Consider the following 18569-nt stretch of genomic DNA (forward strand, 5'->3'; position numbering starts at 1 on the left):
TTTAAAATCGATATGACACACTCAAGTCAACTGAACGGCCGTCCGTTGGCGAGTGAATTGTTTCACTACCGACCAAATAAACGTAGTCAGAATAGCTATCGAATACGTTATTCACTCTAAGGCCTGCATTACCCCAGCCCAAATCGTAATTAATCGCTAGATCAACTAGTTTGTAGTCACCATATTGCTTGTTTTGAACAACATTACTGACATAGTAATCCCCCTGAAAATGACCATACATTGCCACTTTAAGCTTGTTTACAGGGCGATATATAACTCCTGCAGTTGCAGTAAACTCAGGAACTCCTAACAGCCAATTACCTTTCTGGGCAATTTTAGCTTCACCGGGTTCAATTAATTTTGCTTCTTGGTGCGTGTACGAAGCAAAGCCTGACCACTGTGTATTGATATCTGCGCTGAACGCAAGATCCCAGCCTTTTCGCTTAGTTTCGCCAATATTATCAAATCCGCCCGAGCCATCAGTTTTGGGGGTTAATTCATCTTTTGCATCCTGCTGCCAAACAGATAAGCGTGTATTCAACCACTCAAATAGTTGCCATTTTGCACCGGTTTCATAACCATAGTTTTTAGAAAAATCATAACCTGGATCTTGTTCACCCAAGTAGGCTTTGCTACCTGTAGGAGCTTGAAAGCTAACACCGTAATTAGCAAATAAGTTCAATGAATCAGTAAGTTCATAGAGCACGTTAAATTTAGGCTGTACGATTAGACCATCATCATTAATGGTTTTGCTTTGTTGCTTTAAACCATCATACAAATCACCACTAAAACTATCTAAACGTATGCCGCCACTAAGTAAAAAGCGTTCACCACGGTATTGTAATTGACCAAAACCACCATAATTATTGTAGTCAAAATCCCAATCTCTAAACTGCGCTTGACGCTGCTTTACAATTGTTGCGAAACGCTCATTGGTATTATCTTGCGCTTGATAATCAAGACCCATTGTAAATAACCACTGTGGGCTTAGTGTTGCACTTAACGTTGCGATAGCACCGTATTGTCGGTCTTTTTCTAAACGCTCTTGTTGTACAGAACTCGCTGTATATTGAATATAACGATGGCGATCAAACTGTTGTGCGTAACTCTTAATACTTAATTGCCACTGCCGATTAAATGTATGATCAACATGAACACTCAAGTGTCGTGTTTGTTTATCACCGCTGTCATTTTTTGCATAATCTGCAGATTGGGTCGCATCGCGATGCGCTTCTTGCTCTGTTAAATAACCTGGAGCATCAGCTTCGTAATCAAAATAACGCGCAATCACGCCAACTTCAGTTTGATCCGTTGGTTGATAAAACCACTTAGCTGAAAATGTATGCTTTTGTAGATCACTATGATCACGGTAGCCCTTCGTATCACGCATCCCAACAAAATAATGTTGAGAAAAGCGCTCATTGATATCGCCAAAATACCCTTGCGCCTCGTATGTATTAAAACTACCGAGCAATAACTCAACCTCTTGGGCTTCATCACGACGGCTGCGCATATTAATGTTACCTGCGAGATTGTGTAACCCATAACGAGCATCTTGATTACCTTTAACAACCTCTATTGATTCTAACTCCATTGGAAAAAGTGCATCCATTTCACCTAAGCCAACATGTAAATTACTAGGAATACCATCGATTAATAATTTAGTATGTGGCATAGAACCTTCAGCATTAAAGCCACGAATAGCTACATCTGTAGACACAATACCTTGGTTAAAGCGTGAAAAATAAACCCCTGGGATTTTAGTTAATAAGTCAACGGTGACATTTACGTGCTCATTTTGTAGTTGATCACGATTAATTACATCTACTGAGCCAACGAGCTGGACTTCTTTAGCCCCGTTTCTTTGCCCAGTAACTTCTATAACATCACCAATAAATAGCGTTGAATCTTTACTTTGTTCATCATCAGCCAGTGCAACACTTGAAAAACTGAGACAACTTAATAAAGCGATATTAATTGGTGAAAGGCGGGTACTACACATGTTGGTTTTCCTATTAAATTTATACAGCTTCTGGGTTTAAAAGAGGTGTATTTACTGACTGAGGGTGTGCAGATAGCCCATCACCACTGATAATTTGGTGATAGTTCGCTTCAAGGTCGTCAAGTGATAATCCTTTGTTATCAAGCAAAGCACATAGCTTTCCTTGCTTCATTATGCCTATCTGCTTAGCTAGGCAGTGAGCACAATAAAGATCATGAGTCACCATTAGTATGGCCGCGCCGCGCTGTGCCAGTAGCTCTATAATTTTAATGAATTCACGTGTAGCACTTGGATCTAAGCCAGAAGTTGGCTCATCCAGTAATAAAACTTTCGCCTTACGTATAATAGCAAATGCAATACCCACTTTTTGACGCATCCCTTTGGAGTAACTACTCAACGGCTTTTGCCATGCCGATTTTTGTAACCCCGTTTGAGTAAGTGCGTCTTCAATGTCAGTAACGCTTGTTACTTGTTTAGTAAGCGAAGCTAAATACTGTAAATTTTCAATCGCATTAAATTCTTCAAATAAGTTAACTTGCTCGGGTAGATAAACAAGCTTTTGCTTACTTTTTTCTGGCTCTAGTTGAACATCAATTTCATCAATCGTCATGCGACCAGAATCTGGTGTAATGAAATTCAGTAATAGATTTAAAGTGGTGCTCTTACCTGCACCATTTGCACCGAGCAAACAGGTAACTTGGCCTGCGGGGACTGATAAGCACAAATCATTTAACGCATGATTATCACCAAACGACTTACTTAGATGGCTAATTTCGATCATAAAACAACTCCCTTAACAACCTCAAAATGAAATGTTATACTATATCAAAAGAGTTATAGGTACAAGCAAGCCTTTTCCTTAATAGTCATTATCAGCCAGATTAAATTTATATCCAGCTGCACACAAAAAACCGACTTTCATCGGTTTTCGGTTTGGTTATTATTTGAGATTGAACTATTAAAAGTTAAGTAAATTAGCTGGAGAGTATTGATCAGTCAGCACCTTAGTATCACTTGGCCAGTCCTTTCCATCTTTAGTGAAAAACATACGTTTACTAATTGCCTCTATATCGACATCATAAGGGGCAAGTAACGGAGTTAGCTGCTTAACTCGCTGTGCTATTTGTTGCTCTGTAGGGGTTTTGTTATAACCGGCTAAAATAATACGGTTACTATTATTATTGGCTGTTACATTAATAAAATCGCCAAATACCGCATGATAAGTTGCCGATTCATGTTCATAAAGTTTACTTGATGAAAACGTGTTAGCAGCAACAATTCCGCCTTCGGCTAATACGCTTTTTATTTCTTCAAAAAACTCTTTTGTGAGTAGGTGCTCAGGAATGTAATCGCCATTAAACGCATCTAAAATAATCCAATCAAATTGCTGGCTTTTAAGCGCAGCACGTTTAATAAAAATACGCCCATCTTGTACTTTAGCAGTTACGTTATCGGTTTCTATAAAGTTAAAATAATCGCGCGCCACTTTAATTACCGAAGGATCTATTTCAACATTTTCAATGTGTGCCTTTGGGTATAGCTCATGAATCATATTAGAAAGCGTACCGCCACCTAAACCAATAATGAGCACATTTTTAGGGTTATCAATCAGTAATAAACTAGAAAAAGCCAGCTTAGTATAATTAAATACCAGTTTTTTAGGGTCGCTAATGTACATGCAACTTTGGCTGCTTTGTCGGGTTTTTTCATCAAACTTTAAACAGCGTAAATCGCCTGTTTCTTCAACGAGTAAATTTCGATATAAAGAGCGCTCTTTATGCACAACATTGCTCATACTGTGAGCTGAAAATAGCAGCGCCATTATACTAATAAACAATAATTTAAGCTTGTGCATAAACGGCCTCTCGCACTTTAAGTTTATCAAAGCTAATAGCAATTAGCCCAAGCGTGCCTAACACACCAGCAAAACCTAAAATAATGGTGTTAACATCAAACGCCAGTACCATATAAAAAGAGGTAATAATGGTGCCCAACGCACTGCCTAAGGTACTTACAAAATAAAGGCCGCCAGCCACTTGGCCGCTGCGCTCACTATTGGTAACCAGCAAACGTACAGAGTAGGGCGAGATCATGCCTAAAATAATGGTGGGTATAAAAAATAACGCGGTTGAGGCGAGTAACGAGCCATAGCGGCTGTCTTCAATATGCGAAAAAATAAATGCCATAATTGGCTCAGCAAACAAAGCAATGGGCACCACCATAATGCTGGCAACTAAAAAGATTAACCCATATTTGATCAACGAAGGATGACGAATAGACAGCTTCCCTCCCAGTAAATACCCGAATGATAAGCTAAGCATAAATACCGTAATAATACTGCCCCAGATATGTACGCTACTGCCAAAGTAAGGCGCTAAAATGCGCCCACCTAACAGCTCTATTCCCATAATACTAAAGCCACTGCTAAAGGCTAAAAAGTAAATTAATGCATTTGTTTTTGTTAACATTATATTATTCTTATTGTGTTATTTTCATCCATCTTAACGTGATAGCTGTATAGCCGCTAGTATAAAAATCAGACGCACACATAGAGCGCAAAAAAACATTTTGTTATAAAGTAACACATGCTATAGTTTTGGTTATAATATAACGTTACCAAAAGCATTTTATGAAGTACTCATTAATTTACTTAGCCTGCTTAAGTGCAAGCGCACAAAGCATTGCCCAAAGCCAACCAATAGAGAAAATTGCGGTTACATATAAACAAGCTTACCGAGGCGATATTCCTCAAAAGCAAATGCCACAATCAATCGAAACTCTCGATAACGCGGTACTTGATCAAAAAGGAATAACTCAATTACAAGATGCGCTGGATTTTTCTGCCAGTATTTCACGTAAAAATAACAGTGGCGCATTGTGGGATAGCTTTTCGATTCGTGGATTATCGGGTAACGAAAACATGCCATCGGGTTACTTAATTAATGGTTTTAGCGGTGGACGCGGATTCAGCGGCCCTCGTGATGTATCAAACATTGAGTACATTGAAGTATTAAAAGGTCCAGGTTCTGCACTATACGGGCGCTCAGAGCCCGGCGGTACAGTAAATATCGTAACCAAAAAACCTCAATTTGAGCAACAGGGTGAGCTAAAACTTAGCTTAGGTAGTGATAATTTTAATCGCGTTGAAGGTGACTATACAAACGGCATTAACGATAACACAGCATTTAGAATAAATGGCGCATGGCAAGATAGCGATAGCTACCGCGATGAGGTGTACACCCATAAAAAGGTGGTTACGCCATCTATTTATCATCAAATAAACGCTTCAACCAGTATCACTTATGAATTTGAATACGTTGATTTAGCCCAGCTATTTGACCGTGGGGTTGTTGTACTTAATGATAATTTTAATACTGTTCCTAGCTCGCGCTATTTAGGCAATCCTAACGATGGTGACACGCAAGTATATTCTCGTGGTCACCAAGTGACTTTAAATCACGATATAAACAATGAATGGTCACTTATTGTAGGCGCAAACTACCGCAGCTCAACATTAGCTGGGTTTTCGTCTGATGCTGAACTTTCACCCTCGCGCCAATCATTATCCGGTGATGGCCGCACACTTACCCGCCAACAGCGCTACCGCGATTATGACGTTGATGATACCAGCCTTAAATTTGAGCTAAGTGGGCATTTTGATACAGCAGGAATTACCCATCACTTATTAATTGGAGCCGACGCATACAAATACGACTTACGCACTGGACTTTATCGTTATCGCAGCGGTAACGGCACTTACACAGTTGATATTTATCAGCCGAATTATAACGTTGCGCGTCCTGAAGTAGATTTACTCTACGAAAACAACGAACAACAAGATGCTTATGGTATATACGTTCAAGATCAAATGGATCTGACTGATAAAATTAAGCTATTAGTTGGCTTTAGATTCGATAGCGTAGATCAAGACATTTTAGAAACCAAAAGTGGTGTGCTTTCAAGTAGCTCACAAAGCCAGGTAAGTCCACGAGTAGGCTTAGTATACGAGCTAAACAACGCTGTAAGCTTATACAGCAGCTACTCCGAAGGCTTTTTACCATTAAGTGGCACAGATGCAAACGGCGACCCATTTGGCTTTGAATACAGTGACTCATTTGAAGTAGGCGCTAAATTTAGCTACCAAGGCATAACGGGAACCCTAGCATTATTTGATGCCACTAAAAGTAATATGTTAGTAGCCGACCCTGTAAACGTTGGTTTTTCAGCGCCTATTGGTAAAGCAAATAGTAAAGGTGTTGAACTCGATTTAAGTACTTATATTACTGATGATACAAAGTTTAATTTATCTTACGCTTATATAGATGCCAGTACGGCAAACGACATAATAAATGCTGATTGGGGCGTGCCAATCAAAAAAGGCAGCCCATTAGTCAATGTGCCTAAAAATAACTTAAATCTAACGCTTAGCCATCAAACGGCCGTTCTTGGCAAAGAGCTAGAACTAGGTGCCAGTTATCAGTACACCAGTGAGCGATTAGGCGATGCCGCCGATTTAACATTTAACTTACCGAGCTATCAACTAGTTGGTATTTTTGGGCAGGTAAACTTAACCGAGCGCACCAAGTTAAATATCAGTGTTAACAATATTCTTGATGAAGAATATGCTCAAAGTAGCTACAACGCATTATGGGTTTACCCCGGTGCGCCTACTCAATTTAAGATGTCATTGGCATATCAATTCTAACAATTTCATAGTCCCGATTAGCTATTTTAAACCGACTTTTGTTATTTAGCTTTTCATCCAAAGCGTCTTAATGTAGTGGTTAAGGCGCTTTTTTATTGTTTTGTATAATACATAGCAGCTGTTAACCCCCTTTACAGTTATTCTTCAATTGATATGAAGGCAATTAAAAAAGCCGTATAATTTATATACGGCTTTTGTTTTTAATTAAAACTGATAGCTTATCCGAGCCGAAACATTACGTCCTGGTTGGCTATATTGGCTAAAATCAGTACCTTTGGATTGACCAGCAATAAGTTCAAACGGTACGTACTCTTTATCGAGTAGGTTAAGTAAACCTACATTCATTTGCCATGCTTTCCACTGATAATTTGCATATAAATCAACAACACCATAACCGTTACCTTGTGTTGTTTTATTACCATTAGTATCAAGTACTACATCAGACTGCGCCTTAGCTAAACGCCAAGCAGCGGTCCAATTAACATTGCCAAACTCAGTGCTTACTAATATAGAACCATTTAACGGGCTAATACTAGTAAGTGGCTGATCAGAGTCTTTGTTTTCACCATCTACGTAAGCAACATTGGCTTCTAATAAAATATCGTCGGTGACATACATAGCAATACCAGCTTCTACACCGCTGATCTGGGTTTCGCTAATATTTTGGTATTGGTAAAATGTTTTATTTACATTAGGAATATAAGTTGGCTCAACACCCGCAATGGTTGTTTCGATAAAGTCATCATAGGCAGCATAAAAAGTACTTAGATTTACACTAATATCGCTACTTGCGTATCTTAATCCGATCTCGAATGAGTCACTGCTTTCAGGGTCTAAATCTGCGTTTGGTAATATTTGATAAAATGGCTCAACACCATGGCTTTGATAGGCTTGGTCGTGTGGCGGTATTTTAAAGCCTCGAACATATTGCCCATACCAAGATAAATTATCGTCTACCTGATAAATCACACCCAGCTTTGGTGAAAACGCAGACTCGGTAATATCGTTAAGCTCGGTGTCAGCGTATAACGCATCTTTTTTGGCTTCAAGTGCATAATAATCGTAACGAATACCCGCGACTAACGACCAATCAGTCTCGTTAAATTTAATACTGTCTTGCATATATACACCAACTAAAGAAGTATCGGCGCCAGGAAATGCTTTTTGTTTTTCATTCGTAAAATCAACAGTACCATCATTTAATACACGGGTTTTTAAGCGTGGTCGAGTAGTATCATATAAATCAATATCTACTCCATAGACAAATTCATGCTCGGTATTTTCTCCTTTAACTTCCTTACTAAATACCGCTTTTAAGCCTAAAATATCTTGCTCAAACCCGTAGTCATTATAATCGATGTAATTTCTAGCTGCGCTTATTTGGTCACTTTGTTGCTCGTATCGACTATAAGATAGTTGCCCATACCATTTATCAAATATAGCTGTTGCCATATCTGAATCATAATCGAGTGCAAATGAGATATTTGTGTCTTCGTCTTCGGTTTCTTGAATGGATGGAGTGATTACTTGCTCTGTTGTTTGATTAAAGTAATCTAAGGTATATTTAAGGGTCCGCTTTTCATCAAGTTTTTGCTCAACTTTAAGCAGCAAAGCGTCCGAGCGGGCATCGTAACCTGGTAAATCTTCAACGTAGTTTTGTACTTCTTCACTATCGCGATGGCTATAAACAGCGCTAATAGCAACGTCACCTAAATCTTTTGCTGCTGTAATATCAGCAGCAACCTGATTACTTTGGCCTTGATAACCTAACGCTACTTTTACCAAGCTTTGTTGATCCACTAAATAATCACTCGGGTCTTTAGTTGTTATTACTACAATTCCCCCTAGTGCATCAGAACCATATAGCGATGATGCCGCCCCTTTTGCAACTTCAACTTGTTTAACACCTGCAACATCAAAGTAGTTTCGACCCACTAAATAAACGCCGCCGCCAGCGTAGCCATCGTTTGTGCGTCTTCCATCTTTAATAAAAACAACTCTGTTGCCACCAACACCTCGTACAGTTAGTGTTTGCGCGCCTGCGCCACTGCCAGTACTTGAGATACTTGGATCGTATTTAAACATAGTTTGTAAATCTACAGCGAGCTGACGCTCAATATCTTGTTCGGTAATAACCGTTACTGAGCCAGTCACATCTTCAAGCTTTTGTTCAAAACGAGAGCCACTAACCACAATATGATCGTCAATAACATTTTCGGCCAGTGCGCTACCAGAGCCAATTAACAAAGAGGCTAATGCGGTAAATTTAAAAGAAAAGGGATTCATCTCCACTCCAAATGATAATAGTTATTATTTACTTTTAAATGGTACAACTAACCAAAAATAAGATCAATTGATTATGATAATCATTTTCATTTAGATTAAAGTGGTTATAATACTAAAAAATAAAATCGGAGTTTGTTATGAAGTACCTAATTTTTTTTCTGGCTTTAGCCACTCAATCAGCACTCGCGAAAGAGCGTGTGATCAGTGCTGGCGGCACATTAACTGAAATAATCTACGCACTAGAAAAACAAAATAGTTTAGTCGCGGTTGACCAATCAAGTATGTATCCGCAACAAGCAACACAGTTGCCACAGGTAGGTTACTATCGAGACCTAGCCGCTGAGGGAGTGCTTTCAATGCGCCCAACTACGTTACTTGCACTTGAAGGTTCAGGAAGAGAGCAGGCGCTCAAGCAAATAGAAGCGACCGGAGTGAAGGTTATTCACTATAAAAAGCCGACTTCTGTAAATGAACTACTTGAGCTAATTAAGCACCTTGGTAGTGATTTAGATGCAAACCTAAAAGCTCAAAACCTAATTACTAAAATAAAAGCATCGTTACCTACTAAAGCAAAAACACAGACCCACAACGCTTTGTTTTTACTTTCAGCTAATGAGCGTGGGCTCGTCGCAGCAGGACAAGAAACGGTGCCCAACTTGCTGTTTAATTATGCGGGCATTACCAATATAGCTGCTACGCATACAGGCTTTAAAGCAATTAACAGTGAAGTACTGGCTGTAAGTCAGCCCGATTTTTTAGTGGCGCCAGCGCATGTTGTGCAAAGCCTTGGTGGGAAACAAGCCTTTTGTAAACAGCCTACACTTCGTTTATTAAAAGCAGCGCAAGAGTGTCAATTACTGGTCATGGACAGCTTACTTTCACTGGGCATGTCGCCGCGTATTGCAACCGCGATTCAAGCATTGCATGAGTATAAAACACGCTTATGAGCACGTTAACTTTGAATCGTTTTAACGCCATAACACTGAGTAACCCGCATAAGTGGATGCTATTAAGTTATGGCTGCATTTTTGCTTTAGCATTACTTAGCATAGGCTATGGAGCCGCAGGATGGGATTGGCGCTTAGCTATTGCATGGCTAGCTCCTGAACATTTTAGTCAATTTGATGCGCTACAAATCAATGTGGTTACACAAATACGTCTGCCTCGTTTTGTCCTTGCAGTGATGGTAGGTTTAGTACTTGCACAAACAGGGGCTGCAACCCAAGCGCTATGTCGTAACCCGCTTGCTGATCCCTCTATTATTGGTATAAGCGCAGGCGCTGCAATGGTCGCGGTTGCTTTTATCGCCCTTAGTGCACAATTTAATTTTAACGCCCAACACTACTTACCTTATGCCTCATTTTTGGGCGCACTCTCAGTAACGTCGCTGGTATATTTAGTCTCAAAACAACAAAAACAAATTAATATAAATACGCTTATATTAGTCGGTGTCGCCATTAATGCATTGGCATTCGCTGTTATTGGATTATTAAGTTTTTATGCCGATGACAGCGCACTGCGGTTAATTAACTATTGGACCATGGGCTCATTAGGCGGTGCGAGCTGGGATAATATAAAACAGGCGAGTCCTTTGCTTTTACTGAGCCTTATCGGGCTATGGCGATTAAAAGAGCCAATGAATCTACTCCTTATCGGTGAATCACAAGCTCAATACTTAGGAGTCGATACCAGCAAGCTTAAATTATACGTCATTATATTAGTGGCATTGGGCGTAGGTGCGGTGGTTGCGCTAACAGGTTTAATTGGCTTTGTTGGTTTAGTTGTCCCTCATATTGCACGCCTAATGGTTGGGCCTCATTTACGAAATATGCTGCCACTCTGTATGCTTTTAGGTGTCATAGTGTTGTTACTTTCAGATTGGTTAGCACGCTTGGTTGTTATGCCTGCGGAGCTACCGATAGGCATTATAACGGCGTTACTTGGGGCTCCACTATTTATATATTTGATCATTAAAAATAAGCGAGATTGGTCATGATCACGTTTAACAACCTCAATATAGGCTTTAACACCCATCGTGTTTTAGAGGGTATTAGCGGCAATATCCAAGCAGGACAACTTGTCGCACTGATAGGCGAAAATGGCGCAGGTAAATCGACCTTACTGCATACTTTGGCAGGCATGCATCCCTTTGAGGGAGATATACTATTTAATACCAAACCTTTGCATTCATTTTCTAAAGAGCAATTAGCTAGCAAGCGCGCTGTAATGATGCAAAGTAACCATGTTGGCTTTGATTTTAGTGTATTTGAACTCATTGCTATGGGCCGCTATCCCTATACAGAGTCTCTTAAAACACAAGCCAATAAAGTTCAAAAATATGCCTCACTTATGGATTTAACCCATTACCTAACACGTCGAATGAGTGCGCTTTCGGGCGGTGAGCAACAACGTGTTCATATGGCACGCACATTAGCCCAGTTAGATGCTTTTACTGCGCAAACTGAGCATAAATTAATGTTGCTCGATGAGCCAACATCAGCGCTAGATATGCGTCATCAACATACTTTACTTAGCTGTGTTAGAACCTTTGTAGAGCAAGGAAACAGCGCCATTATTGCTATACACGATCTTAATTTAGCAAGCCTTTATGCAACCAACGCTATTTTATTACACAACCAAAAAGTGCTGCAAAGCGGGTCTATAAATACCGTTTTAACAGCACAAAACTTACAACAAATGTACGCCATGAAATTGCACGTTAACCCTCATCCTTATAACGATGCGCCCATGGTTTTTTCTCAACGTCAGGAGTTTTCATGAGAGAGCAAGCATTAAACGACGCACGTACGCTCGTTTTTAAAACCCATGCCGGCGTAATGTCGACCATTTCAAATAATTTACGCGGCTATCCGTTTGGCTCTGTTACACCTTATATGTGTGACGAACAAGGTCGCATCTACTTTTTTATTAGTGACATAGCTCAGCATACCAAAAATTTAAAACAGGACTCACGCATGAGTCTGACTATTTTTGATGCCGCCGATTATGGCGATCAAAACGAACATGGGCGAGTAACACTCGTAGGTGATGGCTCTATTGTGGCAAAAGAGCAAAGCGAAGTGCTACTTGATAAATATATAGCTTTGTACCCTGAGGCTGCAAGCTATCGCAATGCGCATGATTTTCAGCTTTGGCAATTAGATGTAGTACGGGTGCGTTATATTGGCGGTTTTGGAAAAATATTTTGGCTTGAGCAAAACGAGTGGCAAGCTCAGCCTAAAAAGTGGGATGAAAGCCAGCAGCAAAGCATGATCACTCATATGAATGAAGATCATCAAGATGCTATGTCGCTGATATTAATGCAGCACTACAGTGTAGCTGATAACACTCCAATAATGAGCGGCCTACTACCCACAGGCTTTTATATACAAAGCCACAAGCGTAATTACTTTATTAATTTTGCGAACGAGTGCGATAGCCCATTAGCCGTGCGAAAAGTACTTGTAGCCCTAACAAATCAAGCACGAAACAGCTCAAACCAACTAGCACAGACAATATGAAAAAATTAATAGCCTTACTCAGCACTACACTGCTACTGAGTGCCAATACTGCATATGCAGACGAATGCACACTAAATATAGATGCAAACGATATGATGCAGTTTTCAACTAAAACACTAAGCGCCCCTAAAAGCTGTAAACAAGTGACCGTAAAGCTTAGGGCGTGTTGAACTTTGCGGATTGAAATTTGTTCAATCTAGGGGCGATTAAATCGCGGCGCGTGATTTGTAACCTAGTGGGCTAAGTAAAAATCGAGCAACAAAGAGTTTATCGCCCCTAGGCAGAACCCGAAGGGCAGCGCATGTTTGGTGTTTATGCTTCGTTATCGCCTATTTATGTGGAATAACCACACTTCATAGGCTCTGCCTTGCCTAAAAACCAAGCACACTGCTGCAAATTCAACCATCAAAGATCAACACGCCCTTGCCACACCGGTAAATTACCTGCCAATGTAATGGGTCATAACTGGGTGCTATCTACTGAACAAAACATGCAAGGTATTATCACAGATGGCAACGCAGCAGGGCTTAGCAACCACTACATAAAGCCTAATGATAGTCGCGTGATTGGTGCTACAGACATTATTGGCGGCGGCAAAACAACCGTAGTTACTTTTAAAACCAGCGGCTTAACCGCCGGAACCGATTACACTTTCTTTTGTTCTTTTCCTGGCCATTACGCCATGATGAAAGGCACATTTACGCTTAAGTAAATATTAAAAAGTGTATTACACAAACACAGTGCCAACCTCTTATTGGCACTGTGTTTTCTCGCCTCGCTTGACTAAAGCTTTGAATGCCGCTTGTTGATGTGCTTTTTGCACATAACGAGCAGGCAAAGCGTTAACTTCTAATTGATAACCATTTTGCTCAGATTGTACTTTTGATACTGGCGAAACCCATACAACATTGAGCTCTGGGGCAATTCGCTTAATTACCCGCGCTATGCCTTCACCATTTCTCACATGAAAGTCACCGGCTAAATGTATAACCTGTGTGCCCTTATTTTCACTAATATGGTTAACGATAGACTCAGCCATGGTTTCATCCCAAGTAACTTGCGCGGCGTAAAGTTTTTCGTTTTTACTCGCCGTTCCATGATGCATGGATTGCATAAAGCGTTCTTTATAAAGGCTTGGAGAAGTATCTATCTCTTTTGCAATAAAACTACGCTGTTGTGGGTCGAGTTTATTAATATAATTAATACCTTGGCGACCAATACAGGTAACAATATGTTTAGGCGCATTTGCAGCTATCACATCGCTATTTTGCATCTTCGCTAATTCCACTAACGCACGATAATTGCTCTTATAATTAGGCCAAGCCTTAGTGTTATCAATTAAGTATTGTTCGCCAATTTTACTCTCAAGGTATAGGTTTAGTGTTTGCTGATCAGCGCGGCTAAATTGCTCAAGCGATAGAGCAATAGGCTTATTTTGCGTGCTTAATTGCTGAAACAGCTCAGCCTGAAATAAGTGCACACCGGGGTGTGTATGCCATTCACCGACTAAAACAACATCGGCATTCAAAAGCGTGGATTCTGACAATATTGAATTAACTCGCTGGCCATTTGCATTATAAAGCCCGTAATTATACAAGGATGAATTTTGAGATACTGATACTGTGTTTATACTGCAGCCTGATAATCCACTGAGTAAAACAAGTGCTAAAAATGGGTTTTTCATATCGGTTTTTATAAAAATAAGAATCAAAACAATGAAGTTAGTATACACAACAAACTGCTTTAAACCTACAAATGCAAATAAAAACAATTATCATTTGATGTTTTGGGGTTTCTGTTTTACAGTCTTAAAAAATAAACAGATATGGAACGTACCATGGCATTACCTTTTTTATGTGCTCGACACAAACAACATGTTTTATGTCAACCAGAACAAGCAATTATAGATATTCAAAATGCGCAGCTAAGTGGCGAAGCGCTGTTTAAACGATACCAATTTGCACAAGCATTGCCGTACTTGGGGTGTGCACTTGAAAGTGCGTCCTTGTTAGCTCAAATGTATAACTGTGCGAATAAACAGCAAATCATACAAATTACCTCACTTACAGAGCGCCTTTATTCCACACTTCACTTTTTAGACGAACAAAGTGCTGCGCACAATGCACTCATACAATCTATTAATCTGCTAAACGAGATATTGTATAGCGATGATGAATATCATGACTTAGCGCTTTCATGCATTACACAGCTAAAAAAATTAGCACTGCAACATCCTCCACACCTTACTAAGCACTAATTTTTATGGCAATAAGCAACGCGCTAAACAAAATTGGGTTAACTTTTTATATTAATAATGGCTAACATATCTTCTTCGTCTTCATCTAGGCCAACTTCTTCAAACCCAAAACTAGAATAAAAATCCTTAGCTACAGGGTTTTGCGGGTTATAACAAATCTCGATTTGTTCAAGCTTAGAAGTCGTTTTAATCTCTGCAATTGCCATGAATAGTGCTTGGCGGCCAATACCTTTATTTTGATGATGTTCATCTACCATAAAACGCCAAATAGAAACCTTTGTAGGGGTTTCTTGCACCCACATAAAAAAGCCTACAGGCTCATTATTTTGGTAAATAGCTTTACAGGTATGTCCGCTATTGTAGTGCGCCTCAACTAACGACCACATATTACTCGCTACGTAATCTTGTTGCGCTTTGGTAACGTCTAAATCGCATACCTCTTCGTAATTAGCAGAGGTAATATCTTCCAATAAAATGTTCATTATTGTCCTTAATTTCAAACATGGAGTTATAAGTAGTTTTGTTTTATCACGTTATCAGCACTAACATATCTAGGCAATGTATTCTTTTTAGGCACAAAAAGCCGCAGTAATAAATACTGCGGCTTTGTTTACATAACACGTGTAATTCTTTATTGATAACAAACAATAATACTGTGCTTTTGAAGCTTTTACAGAATTGTTATGCTCTTAAGCTGGTGTTACTATTATCGAAACGGATTTTTAATTATCAATAAATGGAATTAAGGTTATAGCTATTCAATTAGCAAACTACGAAATTAATATATGCTCATTTCACCCTGAAAAAGACTTTGGCTGGTCTGGACCAATGTTTGAAGGAGATAATCGAGGGTTTTCGCTAAAACCTAGTGGTATTAAACCTACGACCTCAAGGATTTGGCATCGTCTACGGCTTTCTACAAAAAATAGTAAAATTAGTTCTATTGATACAATATCAGATCCATCAAAAGCACCGTGGGAAGATAAGAAAAGAATATATTCTGGTAACCTTGCACCAAAAGGGCGTGTTACCCTCAAAGAAAAACCTCCAACTAATAATAGTATTTATCAGTATCAGTTAGACGGCCAATACGGAGGAGTTAATCACGCAATGCCAGGTTCTCCTCAGATGCAAGAAAGATTAGACTTTTCATACGTGCCAACTTTAAATGTTAAGTATAAAATTATTATAGACATTGATACTGTTAGCGGTCACATGGATATAGTTACTTATATCACTGGCGATGCTTTTCCTAATTGTGAAGCATTTATTGTTGGTCCTGGTGGGCGAGCTATCTCTCTTGGTATACATGTTCGCAAAGGTGCGCCACCACTAAGCTTATCTCTCAACGCTGATTACCCAATGATTGTAAGCGCACTCCGCTTGCCTCTCAACAATAATGGTAGTTTTAAAGGGACCGTAGGCGATGAACTATTTAGACAGGCAAATAAATACCCTAAATTAAGCTTTCATAAAATAGCGGATTGGAATTATCGTTTTACTTCTATTCCAGCAAATAGTGGTCATTGTATGCTGCTTGAAAAAGCGAGTTTAGAAAACTGTTTTAATGGCTTACTTAAGTAAAAAGGCGACTCGATGAAACTCATCTTTAAAGCACACTTTTTTAAAATATTGTTTTTTGGTTCAATGATATCGTTATTATCAGCCTGTACAGAGGTAAAAAAAAGTGAACCCGTAATTTACCTTATACCTGAAAATTATGTTGGCTCTCTATACATAATATTTAATGCACCAAACGGGCATCCACCGAAATACGAAGATGGCTCTCGGGTATATGAAATACCACCATCCGGTATACTCGTTACACAAATGGATGCCAACGAGGGCTGGATTGAAAACAGTCAAATACAATACTTTGAAGTGAGTAATACGAATGAAAGAACGCCCATAAGCGAAGACTCTTCATTAAAAGATAAAGATACTACAGACGATGGAGAAACAAGAACTGTGTATGTGGGTGGCCTAGGTGAATCGGGTCCAATATATGGCTGTACTGTGATTAATCAAAATTTTACGGTTGGTACAAACGCAGAACAGACCGACAGGAAAAATTTATTCAGTATATACGATGCTATTAAGCGCAAAAATATAGATGAAAAACTTTTCAAAGGTATGTGTAAGAATAGTAAAGATGTTACATCACACCAATAATAAAATGTAGTTACTTTTTCAAAATGCCAATATCCGACGTATTACTTAGCTAATTACTAAAGCTATTCAAATAAAAAAGCCGCAGTAATAAATACTGCAGCTTTTGTTTTTAGCTAAATGCTTTTAGTATGCGCCTGCGCTATATATAAGCTCGTAACTGTGGCTGTAAATCTCAAGGATGTTACCAAACGGGTCTTCCATGTAGATCATGCGGTACGGCTTTTCGCCAGGGTAGTAGTAACGTGGCTCTGGCATACGTTTTTTACCACCTGCAGCAACAATACGATCCGCTAAGCCTTCTACATCTGGGTCTTGTACACAGAAGTGGAAGATACCGGTCTTCCAGTATTCAAAGTTGTCTTTAGGGTTTTCTTGGTCTTTAAATTCAAAAATTTCTACACCAATACGGTCGCCTGTTGAAAGATGCGCTATTTTGAATTTTTCCCAATTTGGACCAAATACATCGGTACACATTTCGCCAATTGGGCTGTTGTCTTCAGTGATCACGGTAGGCTCCATTATGGTGTACCAGCCCATCACCTTAGTGTAAAACTCTACGGCTTTTTCAACATCGGGAACTGAAATACCAATGTGCGAAAAACTACGTGGATATGTATGACTCATAATAAATACTCCTACTTAACTATGTTTAGTTGATGGAGTGAGTTTACGAACTGACCAACATTAAGTAAAATTATCATTAATCATCATTTTGAGTATATTTTGTAATGATAAACCCGACATGGTTAAACACGTTTTGTACTTTAGTTGAGGTAAATCACTTTACCCAAACCGCCGAGCGCCTTTATATGACCCAGTCAGGCGTAAGCCAACATATAAAAAAGTTAGAGCAGCAAGTAGATTGCGCCTTGCTTGAGCGCCACGGTAAACAATTTACGCTTACCGTACATGGGCAAAACTTGTATCAGCAAGGCAGCTTATTATTAAAAGAATGGCAGTTTTTAGAGCAGCAATTAAAAGATGATTCACCTTACAGCGGTTTAGTAAAAATACAGTCGCCAGGCAGTTGCGGGTTAAAGTTTTACAATCAACTATTAGCACTGCAAGTAGAGCACAAGAAGCTAATTATAGATTACCGCTTTGCTCCAAATACCAATGTTGAACAAGCGGTGGCCAATCATAGTGCCGATATTGGCTTTTTAACTCAAGCGCCTACCCTTAGTGAAGTTACCAGCCACAAAATTGGTAAAGAATCCCTATTATTAGTAACGCCCGCACATATAGAAAACCCAACGTGGGAGGTTTTATGTGAGCTTGGCTTTATTAGCCACCCCGATGCAAAACATCATGCGCAGCTTTTACTTAGCGAAAACTACAGTGAATTTGAACATGTTGATCAAATTAAGCAAACGGGGTTTTCTAACCAAATAAGTTTAATACTGGAGCCGGTAAGTTTAGGGCTGGGTTTTACGGTTTTACCCGCACACGCAGTAAGTGCTTTTAATAAACCTGCGCTTATTAAAACGCATCATTTAACCAAACCAATTAGCGAAAATATTTATGTGTGCCATCACCGAAATAGGCCGTTAGCAAAGCGTATGCATTGCGTTATTGACGCAATAAAATCAGGCTAGGGCACCTAAATCAGCGCCCGTAAAGCCCCTT

General features: G+C 39.5%; 19 protein-coding genes. 11 read left to right on the forward strand and 8 right to left on the reverse strand.

The features are described 5' to 3' along the window. Nucleotide 1: 1 nt before the first annotated feature. From CWB75_RS07820 to CWB75_RS07835, 4 genes are all read right to left on the reverse strand, one after another. Nucleotides 2–2002 (reverse strand): TonB-dependent receptor, encoded by a 2001-nt coding sequence (locus CWB75_RS07820; RefSeq protein ID WP_138570322.1) that lies wholly within the window; start codon nt 2000–2002, stop codon nt 2–4. 19 nt (nt 2003–2021) lie between these two features. Further along, nucleotides 2022–2783: an ABC transporter ATP-binding protein gene (locus tag CWB75_RS07825; RefSeq protein ID WP_138570323.1), complete on the reverse strand. Its 762-nt coding sequence runs from the start codon at nt 2781–2783 to the stop codon at nt 2022–2024. A gap of 177 nt (nt 2784–2960) precedes the next feature. Further along, nucleotides 2961–3857, reverse strand: coding sequence for a spermidine synthase (locus tag CWB75_RS07830; RefSeq protein WP_138570324.1), 897 nt, complete (start codon nt 3855–3857; stop codon nt 2961–2963). Further along, entirely contained in the window at nt 3844–4470 is a 627-nt protein-coding gene (locus tag CWB75_RS07835; protein ID WP_138570325.1) for a fused MFS/spermidine synthase, read from the reverse strand. Before CWB75_RS07835 ends, CWB75_RS07830 begins: the two co-directional genes overlap by 14 nt. A 161-nt stretch (nt 4471–4631) precedes the next feature. Here CWB75_RS07835 and CWB75_RS07840 point away from each other — a divergent pair, with 161 nt between their 5' ends. Beyond that, complete coding sequence (locus CWB75_RS07840) at nt 4632–6707, forward strand: TonB-dependent siderophore receptor (protein ID WP_138570326.1); 2076 nt, start codon at nt 4632–4634, stop codon at nt 6705–6707. 204 nt (nt 6708–6911) lie between these two features. On the opposite strand, the gene CWB75_RS07845 is transcribed toward CWB75_RS07840, so the two are convergent. Further along, the gene (locus CWB75_RS07845; protein WP_138570327.1) at nt 6912–8993 is read right to left on the reverse strand and encodes a TonB-dependent hemoglobin/transferrin/lactoferrin family receptor; all 2082 of its coding nucleotides are present in this window, start codon (nt 8991–8993) and stop codon (nt 6912–6914) included. 137 nt (nt 8994–9130) lie between these two features. Between CWB75_RS07845 and CWB75_RS07850 the strand changes: the two genes are divergently transcribed. From CWB75_RS07850 to azu, 6 genes are all read left to right on the forward strand, one after another. Next, complete coding sequence (locus CWB75_RS07850; RefSeq protein WP_138570328.1) at nt 9131–9940, forward strand: heme/hemin ABC transporter substrate-binding protein; 810 nt, start codon at nt 9131–9133, stop codon at nt 9938–9940. Further along, nucleotides 9937–10989, forward strand: a complete 1053-nt coding sequence (locus CWB75_RS07855; RefSeq protein WP_024602445.1) for a FecCD family ABC transporter permease — start codon at nt 9937–9939, stop codon at nt 10987–10989. The genes CWB75_RS07850 and CWB75_RS07855 overlap by 4 nt, the downstream gene beginning before the upstream one ends. Continuing rightward, on the forward strand, nt 10986–11774 hold the full coding sequence (locus CWB75_RS07860) for a heme ABC transporter ATP-binding protein (protein ID WP_138570329.1): 789 nt from the start codon (nt 10986–10988) through the stop codon (nt 11772–11774). The genes CWB75_RS07855 and CWB75_RS07860 overlap by 4 nt, the downstream gene beginning before the upstream one ends. After that, nucleotides 11771–12514, forward strand: coding sequence for a HugZ family pyridoxamine 5'-phosphate oxidase (locus tag CWB75_RS07865; protein WP_138570330.1), 744 nt, complete (start codon nt 11771–11773; stop codon nt 12512–12514). Before CWB75_RS07860 ends, CWB75_RS07865 begins: the two co-directional genes overlap by 4 nt. After that, nucleotides 12511–12684 carry a cupredoxin domain-containing protein gene (locus CWB75_RS07870; protein ID WP_249362314.1) on the forward strand — a complete coding sequence of 58 codons (174 nt, stop codon included), beginning with the start codon at nt 12511–12513 and terminating at the stop codon, nt 12682–12684. Before CWB75_RS07865 ends, CWB75_RS07870 begins: the two co-directional genes overlap by 4 nt. 197 nt (nt 12685–12881) lie before the next feature. Further along, entirely contained in the window at nt 12882–13226 is a 345-nt protein-coding gene (gene azu, locus CWB75_RS07875; protein WP_249362315.1) for an azurin, read from the forward strand. Nucleotides 13227–13265: 39 nt separating this feature from the next. Here the strand turns inward: azu and CWB75_RS07880 are convergent, their stop codons facing one another. Continuing rightward, entirely contained in the window at nt 13266–14198 is a 933-nt protein-coding gene (locus CWB75_RS07880; RefSeq protein WP_171039105.1) for a ChaN family lipoprotein, read from the reverse strand. 153 nt (nt 14199–14351) lie between these two features. Here CWB75_RS07880 and CWB75_RS07885 point away from each other — a divergent pair, with 153 nt between their 5' ends. Continuing rightward, a complete protein-coding gene (locus tag CWB75_RS07885; protein ID WP_010388755.1) occupies nt 14352–14771 on the forward strand; it encodes a hypothetical protein in 420 nt (139 codons plus the stop codon). A gap of 38 nt (nt 14772–14809) precedes the next feature. On the opposite strand, the gene CWB75_RS07890 is transcribed toward CWB75_RS07885, so the two are convergent. Beyond that, on the reverse strand, nt 14810–15253 hold the full coding sequence (locus CWB75_RS07890; RefSeq protein ID WP_138570332.1) for a GNAT family N-acetyltransferase: 444 nt from the start codon (nt 15251–15253) through the stop codon (nt 14810–14812). A gap of 346 nt (nt 15254–15599) precedes the next feature. On the opposite strand from CWB75_RS07890, the gene CWB75_RS07895 reads away from it, so the two are divergent. After that, nucleotides 15600–16355 carry a hypothetical protein gene (locus CWB75_RS07895; RefSeq protein WP_249362316.1) on the forward strand — a complete coding sequence of 252 codons (756 nt, stop codon included), beginning with the start codon at nt 15600–15602 and terminating at the stop codon, nt 16353–16355. 12 nt (nt 16356–16367) lie between these two features. Continuing rightward, nucleotides 16368–16943: a DUF6843 domain-containing protein gene (locus tag CWB75_RS07900; protein WP_138570334.1), complete on the forward strand. Its 576-nt coding sequence runs from the start codon at nt 16368–16370 to the stop codon at nt 16941–16943. Nucleotides 16944–17066: 123 nt separating this feature from the next. Here the strand turns inward: CWB75_RS07900 and CWB75_RS07905 are convergent, their stop codons facing one another. After that, a complete protein-coding gene (locus CWB75_RS07905; protein WP_008130525.1) occupies nt 17067–17567 on the reverse strand; it encodes a lactoylglutathione lyase family protein in 501 nt (166 codons plus the stop codon). 104 nt (nt 17568–17671) lie between these two features. Here CWB75_RS07905 and CWB75_RS07910 point away from each other — a divergent pair, with 104 nt between their 5' ends. Then, nucleotides 17672–18538, forward strand: coding sequence for a LysR family transcriptional regulator (locus CWB75_RS07910; RefSeq protein WP_138570335.1), 867 nt, complete (start codon nt 17672–17674; stop codon nt 18536–18538). Nucleotides 18539–18569: the final 31 nt, after the last annotated feature.

The sequence above is a fragment of the Pseudoalteromonas sp. S1608 genome, assembly GCF_005887265.1.
GTDB lineage: Bacteria > Pseudomonadota > Gammaproteobacteria > Enterobacterales > Alteromonadaceae > Pseudoalteromonas > Pseudoalteromonas undina.

Coding starts and splice junctions, on each gene's coding strand:
- CWB75_RS07820 (WP_138570322.1), bottom strand. CDS start 2,002: ATGTGTAGTACCCGCCTTTCACCAATTAATATCGCTTTATTAAGTTGT.
- CWB75_RS07825 (WP_138570323.1), bottom strand. CDS start 2,783: ATGATCGAAATTAGCCATCTAAGTAAGTCGTTTGGTGATAATCATGCG.
- CWB75_RS07830 (WP_138570324.1), bottom strand. CDS start 3,857: ATGCACAAGCTTAAATTATTGTTTATTAGTATAATGGCGCTGCTATTT.
- CWB75_RS07835 (WP_138570325.1), bottom strand. CDS start 4,470: ATGTTAACAAAAACAAATGCATTAATTTACTTTTTAGCCTTTAGCAGT.
- CWB75_RS07840 (WP_138570326.1), top strand. CDS start 4,632: ATGAAGTACTCATTAATTTACTTAGCCTGCTTAAGTGCAAGCGCACAA.
- CWB75_RS07845 (WP_138570327.1), bottom strand. CDS start 8,993: ATGAATCCCTTTTCTTTTAAATTTACCGCATTAGCCTCTTTGTTAATT.
- CWB75_RS07850 (WP_138570328.1), top strand. CDS start 9,131: ATGAAGTACCTAATTTTTTTTCTGGCTTTAGCCACTCAATCAGCACTC.
- CWB75_RS07855 (WP_024602445.1), top strand. CDS start 9,937: ATGAGCACGTTAACTTTGAATCGTTTTAACGCCATAACACTGAGTAAC.
- CWB75_RS07860 (WP_138570329.1), top strand. CDS start 10,986: ATGATCACGTTTAACAACCTCAATATAGGCTTTAACACCCATCGTGTT.
- CWB75_RS07865 (WP_138570330.1), top strand. CDS start 11,771: ATGAGAGAGCAAGCATTAAACGACGCACGTACGCTCGTTTTTAAAACC.
- CWB75_RS07870 (WP_249362314.1), top strand. CDS start 12,511: ATGAAAAAATTAATAGCCTTACTCAGCACTACACTGCTACTGAGTGCC.
- CWB75_RS07880 (WP_171039105.1), bottom strand. CDS start 14,198: ATGAAAAACCCATTTTTAGCACTTGTTTTACTCAGTGGATTATCAGGC.
- CWB75_RS07885 (WP_010388755.1), top strand. CDS start 14,352: ATGGCATTACCTTTTTTATGTGCTCGACACAAACAACATGTTTTATGT.
- CWB75_RS07890 (WP_138570332.1), bottom strand. CDS start 15,253: ATGAACATTTTATTGGAAGATATTACCTCTGCTAATTACGAAGAGGTA.
- CWB75_RS07895 (WP_249362316.1), top strand. CDS start 15,600: ATGTTTGAAGGAGATAATCGAGGGTTTTCGCTAAAACCTAGTGGTATT.
- CWB75_RS07900 (WP_138570334.1), top strand. CDS start 16,368: ATGAAACTCATCTTTAAAGCACACTTTTTTAAAATATTGTTTTTTGGT.
- CWB75_RS07905 (WP_008130525.1), bottom strand. CDS start 17,567: ATGAGTCATACATATCCACGTAGTTTTTCGCACATTGGTATTTCAGTT.
- CWB75_RS07910 (WP_138570335.1), top strand. CDS start 17,672: ATGATAAACCCGACATGGTTAAACACGTTTTGTACTTTAGTTGAGGTA.